Raw genomic sequence first — 16,009 nt, 5'->3', positions numbered from 1 at the left:
TAACGGGGGAACAACCGGTAGAATACAGTCGTGTCAATCGCACCATCTCGAAGGGCGGGCGCTATGCGTCGAGGTGTTCGTTATCTATTTGTTATGGTCGCGATCACAGCAATGGGTCTGGTCGCATCGCCCGGCCGCAGCCACGCGTCGATGCCGGTACCGCAGCCCGCGCCCGTCGTTGCCTCGGTTTTGCCGGCTAACGGCGCGACCGTGGGCGTGGCGCACCCGGTCGTGGTGCGGTTCAGTGCGCCGGTCAGCGATCGTGCCGCCGCGGAGCGGTCGATCCACGTCACTTCGCCCAGCAACACGCCCGGACACTTCGAGTGGGTCGAGAACAACGTGGTGCAGTGGGTGCCGAACCAGTACTGGCCCACCCACACCCACGTCTCGGTCGGCATCCAGGCTCTGACGACGGGTTTTGACACCGGAGATGCGCTACTCGGAGTCGCCAGCCTGTCCGGGCACACCTTCACCGTCAGCCGCAACGGCGAAGTACTGCGCACCATGCCCGCCTCGATGGGCAAGCCGAGCCGGCCCACCCCGATCGGCAACTTCACCGCCCTGGAGAAGGAGCGCTCGGTGGTGATGGATTCGCGGACCATCGGCATCCCGCTGAGTTCGCCCGAGGGATACAAGATCACCGCCCAATACGCCGTCCGGGTCACCTGGAGCGGTGTCTACGTGCATTCGGCGCCCTGGTCGGTTGACTCCCAGGGCTACGCCAACGTGAGCCACGGCTGTATCAATCTCAGCCCGGACAACGCCGCCTGGTACTTCAACCAGGTGAACGTCGGCGATCCGATCCAAGTCGTCGCCTGACACCGGCCCGGCGGACTCCCGGCCTCCCGTGATGGCGAGAAACGGCCTGGATCCCACCACGCCGCTTTGGCGTGCGGCACAGGTGTTTCGGCTGCTGAGCTGTATCTACGCGACCGGATTTCAGATAGCCGTCAATCCCGATCTGCGCCGGCCCGCGCTGGGGTGGGTGCTGTTCGCGGTGCTGATCGGATGGAGCGCGGCCTGCGCGGTGGCCTACTTGCGCGGGTTCGGGCGCAGGCCCTCCTGGGTGCTCGCCGAGATCGTGATCGTCGTGCTGCTCATGTCGTCGAACACCATTGTCGCCGACCCGCACTGGGCGGCCGAGAACCAAACGTGGCCGACGACGTTGTGGGCCAGCAACCCCACGATTTCCGCCGCCATCCAGTTCGGTCCCGCGGGAGGGATGTTGACGGGATTGGTGGTGATGGCCACCAACTTCGCGGTCAAGAACTACCTCGCCCTCAACCTCGGTCATAACGCCACCGCCATAATCGAACTCGCCATCGGGATGGCGATCGGTATGGCCGCTCAGACCGCGCGGCGCGCCCACGACGAGCTGCAACGGGCGGCCCGGTTGACCGCCGCCGTGCAGGAACGGGACCGCTTGTCCCGCGAAGTCCACGACGGTGCTATCCAGGTGCTGGCCCTGGTGGCCAAGAGGGGCCACGAAATCGGCGGCGCCACAGCCGAACTAGCCGACCTTGCCAGCGAGCAGGAACGCGCCCTGCGGCGCTGGCTCGCGTGCACGGACATCGACCCGGACGCCGACGGCGCCACGATCGACCTGAGCAGCCTGCTGCGCCGCCGGGAGTCCGACCGGGTGTCGTTGAGCCTGCCCCCGACGCCGGTGCCCTTGCCGCGCTTCGTGGGTACCGAGCTCGACGCGGCCGTGGGCAACGCGCTGGACAACGTGCGCGCCCACGCCGGCCCCGGCGCCCGCGCGTTCGTGCTCGTCGAAGACCTCGGCGATTCGGTGCTGGTGAGCGTCCGCGACGACGGGGTGGGAATCGCCCCTGGCCGACTCGCGGAGGCGGCCGGCCAAGGGCGCCTTGGCATTTCCCAATCCATCGTGGGCCGGCTGGACTCGCTGGGCGGCACCGCCCAACTGCACAGCGAACCCGGGGAAGGCGCCGAGTGGGAGCTGTGCGTGCCGCGCAGAGGGACCCGATGACCGGTGCGGTGACCACGACGGTGATGGTCGTCGACGACCATCCGATCTGGCGCGACGCGGTCGCCCGCGACCTGGCCGACGAGGGTTTCACCGTGGTCGCCACCGCCGACGGTGTGGCCGCCGCCCAGCGGCGGGCGAGCGTGGTCAAGCCCGACGTGGTCGTGATGGATATGCAACTGCCCGACGGCGACGGCGCACAGGCGACCGCCGCGGTGTTGGCGGTCTCCTCGTCGTCCAGGGTGCTGGTGCTGTCGGCATCCGACGAGCGCGAGGATGTCTTGGAGGCCGTCAAAGCCGGCGCGACCGGATACCTCGTCAAGAGCGCATCCAAAGCCGAACTGACACAGGCGGTGACGGCCACGGCCGAGGGCCGCGCCGTGTTCACCCCCAGCCTGGCCGGGCTGGTGCTGGGTGAGTACCGCCGGATCGCCCAGAGTAAGGACGACGGTCCCGCCCGGCCCGCCCTCACCGCACGCGAGACCGAGGTGTTGCGCTTCGTCGCAAAGGGGTTGTCCGCCAAGCAGATCGCCCAGCGGCTCTCGCTCAGCCACCGCACGGTGGAAAACCACGTCCAGGCGACCTTTCGCAAGCTGCAGGTTGCCAACCGGGTGGAGCTGGCCCGGTACGCCATCGAGCATGGCCTCGACGAGGAGCCGTGACCCGCGCGGCGGCCGCCCGACTGCCCCGCGGGTCATCGGATCCCTCGCCTATCCACCAATTGTGCTGCGGCGCTGCGCCGGTGCCGCGGTAACCGCGCGGGCGGCAACCAGCGCGGTCACCATCACCGCCATGCAGACCAGGCCGTCGTCTTTGAGACCCCACCTGATGGCGGCCAGGATCGCGACGCCCGCCACGCACAACAGCACACCGATGACCGTCCCCCGCCCGCGGGCGGTGACCGTGGGGGCGCCGTCCCAACCGGACAGCGGGTTGTTCTCCAGCGGCCGCAGCGCGACGAACAGCACCGCCACCACCCCGACCACGATGAGCACCTGAGCCAGGCTCACGGCGAGGAAATCGTGCGCCCCCGGGTAACGAGGCCAACCGAGGTAGTCGAAGGCCAGGTGCACGCCCAGCAGCACGGGCATGTGCCACAAGTACAGCGTCATCGCGCCGGAGTTGCCGATCGCGGTCCACCACCACACCCGCGGTCGCTGGGCCCAGCGAGAGATCGCCGGCGCGGCGGCGATCGCCAAGGCGCTCAGGATGATTGCGTGCCCGGCCAGCAGCAGCGAAGGCGGGCTGGTGTTGGACAGCTGGTGATCACCGGTGCCCACCATGCTGATCTGGTACGGCCCCCACTGCACGAGGGCGACGTCGACGGCGAAGAAGGTGGCTGCCACGGCCAGTGCGGCGCGGCCGGTGAGCAGGCCACGGCGGTAGGCGATGCCGAACATGGCCGGGATCAGCCACACGGCCAGGTTGAGGTAGCCCAGGGGCATCAGCGCCGGCCAGTGCAACCGGCAGGCATCGATGACCGCGATCGTCACGTAGACGGCGGCCGCCCCCGCGGCCAGGCGCCCGGCGGTGGTGATGCGGTACAACAGCGGCATCGCGGCCAGCACCAGCACGTAGGCGCCCAGGAACCACAACAGCTGGGTGCTCACACCCGCGACCGGCTGGTAAACATGCTGCGGCACAAGGTGGTAAAGCACCGTCAACACCACGGCCCAGAAGGCCAGGTAGTAGAACACGGGCCGAAACAGGCGCGTGCAGCGTTTCAGCAGCCAGTCACCCCAATTGGTCCCGGGTGACCACGACGATGCGCAGGCCGCGGCGCCGGCGAAGAAGAACAGCGGCATGATCTGCAGGATCCAGGTCGCCGCCTGAAACCAAGCCGACGTGGTCAGCAGGTTGTCCCAGATCAACACGTGATTGCGAATGATGCTGATGGCCATCACGGTGTGGCCGAGGACCACACCGATCAGCGAGGTGATGCGAATGACGTCCAGGACGCGATCGCGGTCGGCCGGGGTGGCGGCCGCAACCTCGGCGACGTCGGGGAATCTTGCCAGCGCGGGCATGGAGCACAGACCTACCTTTCTCAAATATTGTTGGCGCCAAACGGTGTTCGTCGGTGCGCGGGAGCATGAACTAAGCATCACGGCTCGGGTGCGCCCGCGCCCGAGCGGTTCTACGCGTAGTGCGTGAGTAGTACTACTCAGGTCGCGGTGTTGAGGGGGTCGTAGTCGGCCAGCAGTTTCTCGATGCGCGCTTCGTCGAGACGCACCCGAACTGTCGCGGCTTCGTGCTGGTCGCGGATCACCTTGGCCAGGGTGAACGCGCTCGACACCAGGAACAGGAAGGTGATGCCGAGAAACAGCCGTTGCCAAGCATCAAGGGGAAGGAAGTAGATGCCGGCCAGGGCCGCGATGAAGCTGATACCGAAGGCGGCCGCGGCTTGCACGAAGAAGGCGGCGGTTGTCTTGGACATGCTGTTTGGAATGGTCATGCCACCCAGCATGCGCGGCGTACCGGCGGACCGAATCCGCAAAACTACTCAAATCCGTCCCGGCGTTCGGCTAGCCGGGCAGGCCCTTCCTGATGGCGGCGTCCTGCTTACGCCCGATATCGGTGGCAACCGCGGGATCGATCGGATCGCCTGCCGCGCTGTCGAATTCGAGGTTGACCAGCGCCCTGCCCTCGCTGAACAGCAGCACCGTCACCGCTTGGGCGTTGTCGGGCGATGTACCCGAGATCATCGTCCCGTTGGAGCCGACGTCGACCGGTTGCCACGTGCCGCTGACCTTGCCGCCGTAATTGGTCTTGGTGTTGTCGATTCCGGCGGCCGCCGTCGCGGGGTCGGCGACGATCAGGATGGTGTCACCGATCCGCCGGCTGTTGTCGGCGCTCGCGAACAACTGCGCCACCCCCGGTGCGTTGTTGGGGTTCAGCACCGGGGGCTGCGGGGTGGTCAGGTCCCCGCCGATATCGGTCACCTTGATCAGCAAAGCGCTGTAATCGGTGGGTTGTCCCGGTGCCGGGCTGGCCACGCTGGAACTGGTCAAGGGGGCGGCCGAACGCGAGGACGACGTCGGCGATGCGTTGTTGCTGCCGCCGCACCCGGCGAGGGCCGCGCCGGCCAGGACGGTCGCGAGTGCAACGCGGGCGACACCGATGCTGGCGACCTCCATGGGCTTTCCTTCCGCGTCCGCCGGACAGACCCATTCGAAGATACGCCTCACAGCGAGGCGGCCGGGCCCACGACGACCGCCTCGGGCGAGACCGTCATCGTGTTCTCGTGGAACCCGTGCCGGTCGACGGGTGCCCACCCAGCGACGCGGTCACCACCGCGATGGGCATCCGCGACACGTACAGGTTGGCCCGCTCCTGCGGAGTCAGGGCGCTGCGCGCGTGCAGCTTGGTGGCCAGCAGCCGCGCCGACCGGAGCAACGCCCGCCCACGCCCGCGGGTGCGACCGGTAACGCGTTGTGTGACAACAAAAGCCATGATCTTCTCCTTTTGAGGAGGCCCGATCGGCCCGGCCAAAAGCGCTCGCGCATGAGCGACAGCCCGCAAACTCCTGGTGAGTCGCCGGCGACGCCGAGGCTCAGGCGGCGGAAGGACGGCCGGAACCGGTTCGGGACAAAACGGATTTCGGATGTGGACTATCGCCCGGACTCATCTCGCCCTCACCTCCTCACGGCCACGACACACGCGGGTGTCCTCACATGTCACCTGAAACGGGAGGGCAGCGAATGCCGGCGGCGCGCCGCCGGTCGCACCCCTCTCGTCGGAGCTTCGGCACTGCACGGCGTATCCGGAGCCGATGGGCCCGGAAGCCACTTGGGCTCAACCCTTGGGTCCGGGAAGAGCTGTCCTGACCCGGGGCGTCTCTCGACGTTCGGGGTCAGTGGCCTGTGTCCATGCAGACGCCTCACCTACCGAGGTGCTTGCGAAACCTTTGTACACCGCGTCCCGTTGCCCGTCAAACCCATTCGCGAGGTCGTTGGGGCGGGTCGGGCCGCTCCTACCTGCGCGCGGACGCCGACGCCTACCCTCGAGGACATGCCCAATACTTTGCAGGATTCGAAGGTCGCGACCGTGCTCGACCGCATGTACACCGAGGCGAAGGAGCAGATGTCGCTGCTGCGGGAGAGGCGTGGTGACTTCGACCGGCCGATGACCGCGCGGGAGCGCGCCGACGCGATGAGCGAGTTCTACATCCCGGTCACGCCCGAAGCCGGCCGGCTGCTGTACGCCCTGGTGCGCGCGACCCGGCCGGCGACGGTCGTCGAATTCGGGATGTCGTTCGGCATCTCCGCGGTCCACCTGGCGTCCGCGGTGCGCGACAACGGTGCCGGCCGGGTGGTGACGACCGAGCTCAATGACACCAAGATTGCCGCCGCGCGAAAGACATTCGAGCAAACCGGTCTGGACGACGTGATCACCATCCTCGAAGGGGACGCGTTGGCCACGCTGGCCGGCCTGGATCAACCGGTCGACTTCGTGTTGCTGGACGGTTGGAAGGACCTGTATTTGCCGGTGATCGAGCTGCTCGAGCCGCGGTTGTCGACCGGCGCACTGGTGGTCGCCGACAACACCAGCGCCGCGGACACCCAGCCGTATCTCGACCGCGTGCGCGATCCCACAAACGGTTACGTCAGTTTCAACTTCGCGGTGCGGGACAGCGACAGCATGGAAATCAGCTGCCGCACCGGGGCTTAGCGCAGGGATTCCTCGAGCCACGGCGTCAACCACTTCACCCCTTCGGGCGTGAGGTGGACGCCGTCGCTGCGCACTTTGATGCCGTCGACCTTGGCGGTGTAAACGCCATCCGGGCAGAGCTTCTTGTTCAGATCCAGGATCTGCACGTTCGGATGGTGGCTGACCGTCTTGCGTAGCATGGTGTTCCACAGGTTGACCCGGTCGGGCTGGTCCTCCGGATACAGCCGGCCGTCCGGCTTTTCGCCGCCCCTGCTGTACGGCACGGTGGCCACCACCACGCGAACGCCGGTGGAACTCACGATGTTCAGCGCTCGCTCCAGCTCGCCGTTGAGGTACGCGTCGAAGGTGGGATCACCGATGTGGGTCCATTGGCCCTCGTTGACGCGGTCCACCGTTTCCCAACGGCCGATGATCAGCAGCGCGACGTCCGGCTGGTCCTGACCGACCTGCGTCGACCACCGGATCGGCCAGCCGTCGCATTCCGGTCGCTGCTCCAGGGTTTGACCGATGTAGCGGTACGGTGTGCCGCGCACCAGGCTGCAGCCGATGACCGTGTGGTCGAGGAACGCGAATCCCGGTGTGGGCGGCAGGTAATGCATCCACGTCCACCCGATGGAATCTCCGAACACCGAGACGGTGAACGGCCGATTGGGATCGCGCGGACCGGCCGGGTGGCCACCACCCGGCGGAGACGGAGACACCGCGGCGACCGCCGAGACGCCGGGCGGCAGCCCGACCTCGCGCAAGCCGGGCCCGGTCCCCACCGGAACCACCAGCAGTGTCACCGCCGCCGCGCTGGCCACCGTCGCCGCCGCCAGCGGCAACAGCGGCACGCGCGCCGGCCGCCAGCGCCGGATGGGTTGCTCGATCAGCCAGTAGGACAACGCGGCCAGCGCCACCGTCGCGCCGCACCGGGCGGCGAACAGTGGCAGCCCGGTCCATCCGGTGCGTTCGCCGTTGAGCACCAAGAAGATTGGCCAGTGCCAGAGGTAGACCCCGTAGGAGATGGTGCCCAGCCACACCAGCGGCGGCGCGGCCAGGAGGCGGGCGACCGCCCCGCGCTGCTCCAACGCCACCGGCGCCACCACGAAGACGGACGCGATGGCGACCCCGATGAGCAGGCCGTGGCGGAACTCGCCGCTGCTGCCGGTGGCGTAATGGGTCACCGCCGCGAGCCCCGCCAGGCCGGCGAGCGGCAGGATGCGGGCGACGCGCCGGGCCCACCGGGTCCGGATCAGGCACCAGCCGCGGTTGAGTGAGGGCCAGTCGCGCACCAGCAGGGCCGCCGCCGCGGCGCCGGTGAGCAACGCCTGCGCTCGGGTATCGGTGCCGAAATAGACGCGGTCGCGGGCGTTGTCGGACACCATCACCATGGCGACCGCCGCCGAGGCCAGCGCGCCGACGGTGGCGATGAGGAACGCGGTGAAGCGGACGCCGCCCACGGTGGCCCGGGTGAAGCGGCGCCTGGCCCGCGCGGCCAACGCCAGCGTCACCGCGATCAGCAGCACCGGCCAGACGAAGTAGTACTGCTCCTCCACCCCGAGCGACCAGGTGTGCTGCAGCGGTGACGGCGGGGCGCCCTGCGTGAAGTAGTCGGTCTTCTGGGCAACGAACCGCCAGTTCGCCATCCACAGGAACGCCGCGATCGCGTCGTCGCGCAGGCCGGTGAGGGACCGGTCGGGAAGCAGCTGGCGGGCCGCGGCGACCGTGAGCACCATCAACACCAGGGCGGGCAGCAGCCGGCGCGCGCGGCGAATCCAGAAGCCGGTCAGCTCGATACGGCCGGTGCGCCCCAGTTCGTCCAGGAGCAGCGAGGTGATCAGGAAGCCGCTGAGCACGAAGAAGACGTCGACGCCGATGAATCCGCCGCTCACCCCGGGGATGCCGCCGTGCCCGACCAGCACCAGCGCGACGGCTATCGCGCGTAATCCGTCGAGTGCGGGAATTCCGCTGCGCCGCTCGGGTTTATCCCAGATCGCCAGGCGACCGACTCTGCGCACGGGCGCGACCCACCGGGGCCGCGGAGCACGACGCGCCGGCGCGGGATGAGTCCCGCCCGGCTCAGCGCTCGCGGTTAGCGCGCCCTGACCTTCGTGTCGCCCGGCGCCATAGTTGATGCCGATACGTCGCTGCCCCTCCTCTTGATCGGAGCCAGCTTAAGGGCGGGGGCGCCGGATTCAGTGGAGGACACGCAACGGCGTCAGTGGGCGGCCTTGTCCGGCGCGTAGCCAAGCGTGCTCTTGACTTCCAGGTACTCGTGGAAGCCGAATTCGCTCCATTCGCGCCCGTTGCCGCTGTGCTTGTAGCCGCCGAAGGCCGCGTTCATGTCGAAGGCGTGATTGATCGTCACCCATCCGGCGCGGATCCGGTGGGCCACCTCGCGCGCCCGGTCGACGTCGGCGCCCGAAACATAGCCCGCCAGGCCGTAGTCGGTGTCGTTGGCGATTTCGACGGCCTGATCTATGTCGTCATAGCCCAGGATGCAGAGCACCGGCCCGAAGATCTCCTCGCGGGCGATCGTCATGTCGTTGGTGACGTTCGCGAAGACCGTCGGCTTGACGTAGTAGCCCGTCTGCAGCCCCTCGGGCCGTCCCGGACCGCCGGCGACGACGGTCGCGCCCTCGTCGATGCCCTGCTGGATCAGCCGCTGGACCTTCTCGAACTGCGCCTGCGACGCCACCGGACCGATCGCGGTCTTGTCGGCGGGGTCGCCCACCTTCACCTGTTCGGCAACTTCCCGCGCGATGGTGCTGGCCTCGGCCATCCGCGAGTTCGGGACCAGCATGCGCGACGGCGCGTTACAGCTCTGCCCGGAATTGGGCATCATGTTGAGCACGCCGGCACGGACGCTGTCGGCGAAGCCCGCGTCGTCGAGGACGATGTTGGGGCTCTTGCCGCCGAGTTCCTGGGTCACCCGCTTGACCGTCGTTGCGGCGTTGCGTGCCACCTCGACGCCGGCGCGCGTGGAGCCGGTGAACGACACCATGTCGACTCCCGCGTGGCTCGACAGGGCCACGCCGACGCCGGGACCGTCGCCGTTGACCAGGTTGTAGACACCGGCCGGCACGCCCGCCGCGTCGAGAATCTCGGTGAAGATGTAGGCCGAATACGGCGCGACCTCAGACGGTTTCAGGATCATCGTGCAGCCCGTCGCGAGCGCCGGATACACCTTCACCGCGATCTGGTTGAGCGGCCAGTTCCACGGCGTGATCAACCCGCAGACGCCGATCGGCTCCTTGGAGATCAGCGTGGCGCCGTGCTGCTCGGAGAACTCGAAGTTTTTCAGCACGTCGATCGCGGTCACCAGGTGCCCGAGCCCGAGTTGCACCTGGGGGCCCGCGGCCAGTGAGGGTGGGGCGCCCATTTCCTCGGTGACCGCGTCGGCGAGATCGCCCGCGCGTTTGCCGTATTCGGCGAGAATGGCCTCCAGCAGATCGAGGCGCTGCTCGCGACTGGTTTGTGACCAGCCGGCGAAAGCGCGCCGCGCGGCGGTGACCGCCACGTCGACGTCGGCGGCCGAACCGAGCGAGATCCTCCCCGAGACCTGCTCGGTGGCCGGGTTCTCGACATCGAATGTGTTGGGGCGCACCGGATCGACCCACCGGCCGTCGATGTAGAACTTGAGGTATTCGCGCATGACTGCTCCTTGTCTTATTGGGTGCCCTCGGCGTACCAGGTGCGGAACTCGTCGTACTTGGGCATCTCCTCGGAATTGGCCTTCGGATCGATGCAGACGTGGACGACGGCCGTCTTGCCGCTCGCGTAGGCCCGCGCGATCGCCGGGCCGATCTCCTCCTCCTTCTCGACGTACTCGCCGTGGCAGCCGAAGCCCTCGGCCACCTTGTCGAGGCGCACGTCTTTGCTCCAGTGCACGCCGGGTTGCGGCGACGGTTGCGGGAAGGTGCGCTTGTAGACGCCCACCTCGAGGCCCCACTGGTGGTCGACACCCACCACGCACACCAGCGGAAGTTGCTGGCGCGCGGCCGTTTCCAGCTCGGCGATGTGAAAGAGGAAGGCCGAGTCGCTGGTCAGCAGCATCACCGGGCGCTTCCCACCCTCGGCGACCGAGGCGCCGATAGCGTAGGGCAAGCCGGTGCCGAGGTGGCCGAAGTTCTGGTTCCAGATGACGTCGTGCGGCTTGGCCTGCGAATAGGTCCACTGGAAGATGACGGTGGCTCCCCCATCGCGGACCAGGATGCCGTCCTTCGGGAACGCCTTGGTCGCCTCGACGACGAAGCGCGCCGGGTGGACGGGCGTCCGGCCGGTCGGGGCGTTCTCGGCGAGCTGCGCCAGCTCGGCCGCGTCCTCGGAGATCCACCGGTCCAGATCGACCGATGCCTTCCGCGGGCTGCCCCGCAGCGCGTCCACCAGCTGGGGCACCACCCCGCGCAGGTCGCCGACCAGGGGCACGTCGATGGGCCGGTTGACGCCAACGGCGACCGGATCCTGCTCGACCAGAACCCATTTGCGCGTTGCGTCGTTCGGTGCCCAGTGCCGGGTCCTGCCGTAGTGGCTCGGTTCACCGAGCTCGGTGCCCAGCGCGACGCACAGGTCGGACTTCACCACCGCCTCGACGGCCGCCGGCGAGAAGCCGTAGGCGAAGGTGCGGTCCTCGAGGCCCTCGATGAACGAGGTGCCGCCGGAGGTTTGGATCACCGGGCAGGCCATCAGATCGGCCAGCTGCCTGACCGCCGCACCGGTGCGCGAGGTGTGCACCGCGTGCCCGACCAACAGGATCGGACTCTGGGCGGCACGGATCAGCTTCGCCGCCTCGGCCACCTCGCGCTCACCGGCGGTCTGGTTGACGAGCCGGTAGCGGTGCGGCGGCAGCGGATCCGGCACATCCAGTTCGGAGAGGATGACGTGCGACGGGTACTCGATGTAGGCCGGGCCGGGCGTGCCGGACATGGCCCGGCGGAGCGCCTCGCGGACGATCTCGTCGGTCTGGTCGGCGTATTCGATGGACGCGCTGTACTTGACGGACGCCGCGAAAAGTGGCTCCTGGCGGACGAATTGGATGCGCCCGCGCCGCACCCGGCGTTCGGTGACGCGGGCGCGCTGGCCGCCGAGGAAGATCACCGGCGAGTTCTCCACCAGCGCGCACTGGATCGCCCCGGCCATGTTGGCCATGCCCGGCCCCAGCGTGCCGATGCAGAGGCCGGGTCTGCCCGTCATCCGCGACGCCGCCTCGGCCATGAATCCCGCGCTCAGTTCGTGATGCGGAGCGACCACCGACCAACCGCGGGCGTCGGCCTCGGCGAACACGTGCACGAAGTTCGGGTCCGGGATTCCGAAGAGCGTGTTCACCCCCTCGGCCTCGAACAGGTCGAGCACGCGCTTGTAGACGGGCACGCCCATGGCTAGAGTTCCTTTCCGTCGCGGGCCGCGGCGAATTCGCCCTCCGGCACGGCTTTTCGGCGTTGTCTCGACCCGAGCTCGGCGAGCACTTCTTCGGTGTGGGCGCCGAGCTCCGGCGCCGGCCCCGCGACGCGGCCCGGCGTCTGGGAGAACCAGGTGGGTACGCCGGGGAAGCGCACCGGCCCGTGGGGGGTGTCCACCGTCTCGAACATGCCGACCGCGTTGAGGTGCGGATCGTCGAACAGTGCGCCGGGCGTGTTCAGCGGCGCGGCCGGTATCTCCAATTCGCGCAGGAGCGCCAACCACTGTTCGGTGGACCGTTCTTTCATCGTCTCGGCCACCAGTCCGTACACGGTGTCGATCTCGCGGGCGCGCTGTTCCAGCGTCGAGTACAGCTCGCTGGCCCACGGTGGCTGCACGGCCTTCATGAAGGCGTCCCAGTGTTTGTCGTTGTAGATCAACGCGGCGAGGTAGCCGTCGCTGGTGCGGTACGGGCGGCGGTTGGGCGCCACGGTGCGCGGATACACCGCCGGCCCCAGCGGGGGGTCGAACAGGGCGCCGTTGGCGTGTTCGACGAGCATGAAGGAGGCCATGGTTTCGAACATGGCGACCTCGACCTCTTGTCCCTGTCCGGTGCGCTCGCGGTGAAACAGCGCCATCATCGTCGCGTACAGCGCCGTCAGCCCGGCGATCTTGTCGGCCATGATGGTGCCGACGTAATCGGCCTCGCCGGTCAACTGCTGCTGCACCGCGGGCAGCCCGCACTCGGCCTGGATCGTGTCGTCGTACGCGGGGCGGTCGCGATCGGGTCCGCGGCGGGAGTACCCGTAGCAATTGGTGTAGATGATCGCGGGATTCAGCGCGGCGACGTCGTCGTAGCCGAAGCCGAGCTTGGCGATCGCCTTGGCGCGCATCGAGTGGATGAACACATCGGCGGTTTCGACGAGACCGCGCAACGCGCGCGTTCCGGCGTCGGTCCGCAAGTCCAGCACGACGCTGCGCTTGCCGCGGTTGACGTTGACGAACACCCCGCTCATGCCCGGCGCCGGGCCGACGGAGATGTAGCGGGTGTTATCCCCCTGCGGGGGTTCGACTTTGATCACGTCCGCGCCCAGGTCGGCCATGATCTGCGTGCAGTACGGTCCCATCACCATCGCGGTGAGGTCGATCACGCGCACCCCGGCCAACGGGCCAGCCGGGCTACCCATGCAGCGCTCCGTGATCCGTTGAGCGGCCAGCCAGCTCGAAGCTGTAACGGATGTGCCGGTCGTGCCCGTCCGGGACGACGGGGAAGATCAATGGCGCGTCGGCGTATCGGATCGCATCCAGATGGCCGCCGACATCCTCGATCGTCCACGCCGGCCGGCAGACCCCGGGGGTCTCCGCGACGACCGCCCGCGCGACGCGGCCCGCCAGCGCGATGAACACCTCACCGGTCACCGAGCAGGATTCGTGCGCGAGCCAACCCACCACGGGCGCAACCAGTTCCGGGCCCATCGGGGGGTAGGACGAGGTGTCGATGCCATCCGCCATGCGCGTCACCGCGGCCGGCACGATCACGTTGCACCGCACCCCCTCGGCGGCGCCTTCGAGCGCAGCGACGTTGGACAGACCGACCACGCCCGCCTTGGCGGCCGCGTAGTTGGCCACGTTGTGGTTTCCGTACAGGCCGCCGATCGACGACGTCAGCACGATGCGGCCGTAGCCCGCCGCGCACATGACCGGAAACGCCGGCCGGACCACGTTGAACGCGCCGCGCAGATGCACGTCGAGCACCGCGTCGAAGTCCTCGTAAGTCATCTGCTTCAGCGAGCCGCGCCGGACGTTGCCGGCGTTGTGGATCAGGATGTCGATACGGCCGTAGCGCTCGAGCGCGGTCGCGATGACGGCCTCGCCGCCTTCGCGGGTCGCCACCGATGCCGTTGATGCGACGGCGTGACCGCCGGCCCCGGCGATCTCCTCGACCACCCGCTCCGCCGGGCCCGCGTCGAGCCCCTCGCCGTCGACCCGGCCGCCGATGTCGTTGACGACCACCCTGGCCCCGCGGGAGGCGAGGAGTAGCGCGTACTCGCGGCCCAGCCCACGCCCGGCGCCGGTCACCACGGCGACGCGATTGTCAAACCTTGCGACCGTCATGCGCCCAAGACCAGACCTGCCAAGTCGCCCCGGGTACGCCACTCGGCGATCAGGTCGCCGAAAGCGTAGAAGCCCGGCGCGTAGAAGTCACCGAGGAACGCACCATTGTCTTTGGCGCCGCCCTGCCCCTCGTTGTTGTAATAGCCGGGGGTACAAGACATCTCGAATGCCGAGTTGTCGATCGCGAGTTCGGCGACCGTCCTGACCCAGCCATCCTGGCCCTCCTGGCTGGGCTCGACGGTCCTCGCGCCGCGTTTCTGCGCCTCGGCGATGATGTAGGCAATGTGCTCGGCCTGCTGCTCGAACATCGCGGTGGTGTTGGCCGAGACGCCGCCCTGGATGAAGCCCGTAAAGAACTGGTTGGGGAATCCGCGGGCGGTCATCCCGTGCAGCGTCCGGTATTTGTCGTGCCAGTAGTCGAACAGCGACAGCCCGTCTCGACCCTCGATGACGTCGACCGCGAAGCGCCGGCTGATCTCCGTGGAGATCTCGAATCCGCTGGCGAACACAACGCAATCGACTTCGTACTCAACGCCGTTGGCGACAATGCCCTTCTCCGTCAGGCGTTGCACGCCCTTGGCTTCCGACACGTCCACCAGCGTCACGTTGGGCAGGTTGAACGCCCGCAGGTATGTCTCGCTCGAGCACGGCCGCTTGCACATGAAGCGGTAGTACGGCTTGAGCGCCTCGGCGGTGCCGGGGTCGTCGACCAGTGCGGCCACGCGGCGCCGCAGCCGCTCCATGATCTTGTAGTCCTCTTCCTCCCGGATCGCCATGATCTCCTCGATCCCCAGCGAGGCGGGATCCGGGCTGGCGGCAATCCGGGCGCTCATGTTGCGGCCCAATTCCGTCCAGAAGTCGCACACCAGATCCGGTTCGCCGAAGACCACCCCTACAAACGGTGACCAGTTGTGGAAGTTGCGCTTGCGCTCCTCCTGCCAACCGGGCTGCAGGGCCGCGGCCCAGGCCGGGTCGGTGGGCGTGTTTGCGCGCATGTCCACCGACGACGGGGTACGCTGGAACACGAAGAGCTGTTTGGCGTCCCGACCGAGATGCGGTACCAGCTGCACGCCGGTGGCCCCGGTGCCGACGAGTGCGACCCGCTTGTCGGCCAGCTTGTGTAGGCCGCCGTTGGCATCGCCGCCGGTGTAGTCGTAGTCCCAGCGCGCGGAATGGAATGCGTGGCCGCCGGCGGCCAAATATTCTTTGATGCCGGGGATGCCGGGCAGCTTGGGCTTGTTGTAGGAGCCCTGCGCCATCACGACGAACCGCGCGCGAATGTCGTCACCACGGTTCGTGGTCAGCCGCCAGCGCTTAGTGTTGTCGTCCCAGCGCATGGCCTCGACCTGGGTCGAGAAGATCGCGCCGTCGTAGAGGTCGAAGTGTTTACCCATGGCCTGGCAGTGCGCGAAGATCTCGGCTCCGTCGGCGAACTTCTTGCTCGGCATGAAGCCGAGTTCCTCGAGCATCGGAATGTAACAGTAGGCGTCGTTGTCGCACTGGATGCCCGGGAAGCGGTTCCAGTACCACACTCCCCCGAAGTCCCCGGCCATGTCGATGACCCGAACATCCTGCACACCAGCCTTTTTCAGGTAGGCGCCCGACAACAATCCGGCGAAGCCGCCGCCGAGGACTACCACCTCGATGTCGTCGCGGATCGGGGGGCGGTCGGCCACCGGCGTGTATGGGTCTACCTCGTAGAGGTCGGCCAGGTCACCTTCCAGTTCGAGGTACTGCGCGCCGCCATCCTTGCGCAGGCGCTTCTCGCGCTCCTGAGCGTACTTCGCCCGCATCGCGTCGATGTCGACGTCCTGCGGTACGTCGGTGGGTCCGCACGGCGTGTAGGCGGTGGTCATC

Annotated in this window: 14 protein-coding genes and 1 riboswitch; of the genes, 4 read left to right on the top strand and 10 right to left on the bottom strand. The window is 68.1% G+C overall.

Annotation, left to right across the window (positions count from 1 at the left end; all coding sequences use genetic code 11):
- The first annotated feature begins 63 nt into the window (after positions 1–63).
- The 3 genes from WU80_RS09815 to WU80_RS09805 are packed head-to-tail and all read left to right on the top strand — an operon-like array spanning position 64 to position 2,649.
- Entirely contained in the window at positions 64–819 is a 756-nt protein-coding gene (locus tag WU80_RS09815) for a L,D-transpeptidase family protein (protein WP_055403882.1), read from the top strand.
- A gap of 31 nt (positions 820–850) precedes the next feature.
- Complete coding sequence (macS, locus tag WU80_RS09810; protein WP_055403883.1) at positions 851–1,990, top strand: MacS family sensor histidine kinase; 1,140 nt, start codon at positions 851–853, stop codon at positions 1,988–1,990.
- Entirely contained in the window at positions 1,987–2,649 is a 663-nt protein-coding gene (locus WU80_RS09805) for a response regulator transcription factor (RefSeq protein ID WP_055403884.1), read from the top strand. The genes macS and WU80_RS09805 overlap by 4 nt, the downstream gene beginning before the upstream one ends.
- A gap of 48 nt (positions 2,650–2,697) precedes the next feature.
- On the opposite strand, the gene WU80_RS09800 is transcribed toward WU80_RS09805, so the two are convergent.
- The 4 genes from WU80_RS09800 to WU80_RS25810 all read right to left on the bottom strand — a co-directional run bounded on the left by WU80_RS09800 (position 2,698) and on the right by WU80_RS25810 (position 5,440).
- Entirely contained in the window at positions 2,698–4,014 is a 1,317-nt protein-coding gene (locus WU80_RS09800; RefSeq protein WP_055403885.1) for an acyltransferase, read from the bottom strand.
- Between the two features lie 137 nt (positions 4,015–4,151).
- Positions 4,152–4,442 (bottom strand): YiaA/YiaB family inner membrane protein, encoded by a 291-nt coding sequence (locus WU80_RS09795; protein WP_055403896.1) that lies wholly within the window; start codon positions 4,440–4,442, stop codon positions 4,152–4,154.
- Positions 4,443–4,512: 70 nt separating this feature from the next.
- Positions 4,513–5,124 (bottom strand): hypothetical protein, encoded by a 612-nt coding sequence (locus WU80_RS09790; protein WP_055403886.1) that lies wholly within the window; start codon positions 5,122–5,124, stop codon positions 4,513–4,515.
- 94 nt (positions 5,125–5,218) lie between these two features.
- A complete protein-coding gene (locus WU80_RS25810) occupies positions 5,219–5,440 on the bottom strand; it encodes a hypothetical protein (protein ID WP_156349594.1) in 222 nt (73 codons plus the stop codon).
- A 268-nt stretch (positions 5,441–5,708) separates the two neighbouring features.
- Positions 5,709–5,886: riboswitch (M-box (ykoK) riboswitch) on the bottom strand.
- Positions 5,887–5,998: 112 nt separating this feature from the next.
- Between WU80_RS25810 and WU80_RS09785 the strand changes: the two genes are divergently transcribed.
- Positions 5,999–6,658: an O-methyltransferase gene (locus WU80_RS09785; protein WP_055403887.1), complete on the top strand. Its 660-nt coding sequence runs from the start codon at positions 5,999–6,001 to the stop codon at positions 6,656–6,658.
- Here WU80_RS09785 and WU80_RS09780 read toward each other — a convergent pair.
- The 6 genes from WU80_RS09780 to WU80_RS09755 all read right to left on the bottom strand — a co-directional run bounded on the left by WU80_RS09780 (position 6,655) and on the right by WU80_RS09755 (position 16,008).
- A complete protein-coding gene (locus WU80_RS09780; RefSeq protein WP_055403888.1) occupies positions 6,655–8,658 on the bottom strand; it encodes an acyltransferase family protein in 2,004 nt (667 codons plus the stop codon). The two genes, WU80_RS09785 and WU80_RS09780, sit on opposite strands and share 4 nt — an antisense overlap.
- A 200-nt stretch (positions 8,659–8,858) precedes the next feature.
- The gene (locus WU80_RS09775) at positions 8,859–10,295 is read right to left on the bottom strand and encodes an aldehyde dehydrogenase family protein (protein ID WP_055403889.1); all 1,437 of its coding nucleotides are present in this window, start codon (positions 10,293–10,295) and stop codon (positions 8,859–8,861) included.
- A gap of 14 nt (positions 10,296–10,309) precedes the next feature.
- Positions 10,310–12,016 carry a thiamine pyrophosphate-binding protein gene (locus WU80_RS09770; RefSeq protein WP_055403890.1) on the bottom strand — a complete coding sequence of 569 codons (1,707 nt, stop codon included), beginning with the start codon at positions 12,014–12,016 and terminating at the stop codon, positions 10,310–10,312.
- 2 nt (positions 12,017–12,018) lie between these two features.
- The gene (locus tag WU80_RS09765; protein ID WP_055403897.1) at positions 12,019–13,203 is read right to left on the bottom strand and encodes a CaiB/BaiF CoA-transferase family protein; all 1,185 of its coding nucleotides are present in this window, start codon (positions 13,201–13,203) and stop codon (positions 12,019–12,021) included.
- 13 nt (positions 13,204–13,216) lie between these two features.
- Positions 13,217–14,152, bottom strand: coding sequence for an SDR family NAD(P)-dependent oxidoreductase (locus WU80_RS09760; protein ID WP_055403891.1), 936 nt, complete (start codon positions 14,150–14,152; stop codon positions 13,217–13,219).
- Positions 14,149–16,008 (bottom strand): NAD(P)/FAD-dependent oxidoreductase, encoded by a 1,860-nt coding sequence (locus WU80_RS09755; protein WP_055403892.1) that lies wholly within the window; start codon positions 16,006–16,008, stop codon positions 14,149–14,151. Before WU80_RS09755 ends, WU80_RS09760 begins: the two co-directional genes overlap by 4 nt.
- Between the last annotated feature and the right edge of the window lies 1 nt (position 16,009).

The sequence above is a fragment of the Mycobacterium sp. UM_11 genome, assembly GCF_001414075.1.
Classification (GTDB): Bacteria; Actinomycetota; Actinomycetes; order Mycobacteriales; family Mycobacteriaceae; genus Mycobacterium.
This window is presented reverse-complemented; position numbering and strand designations above follow the sequence as displayed.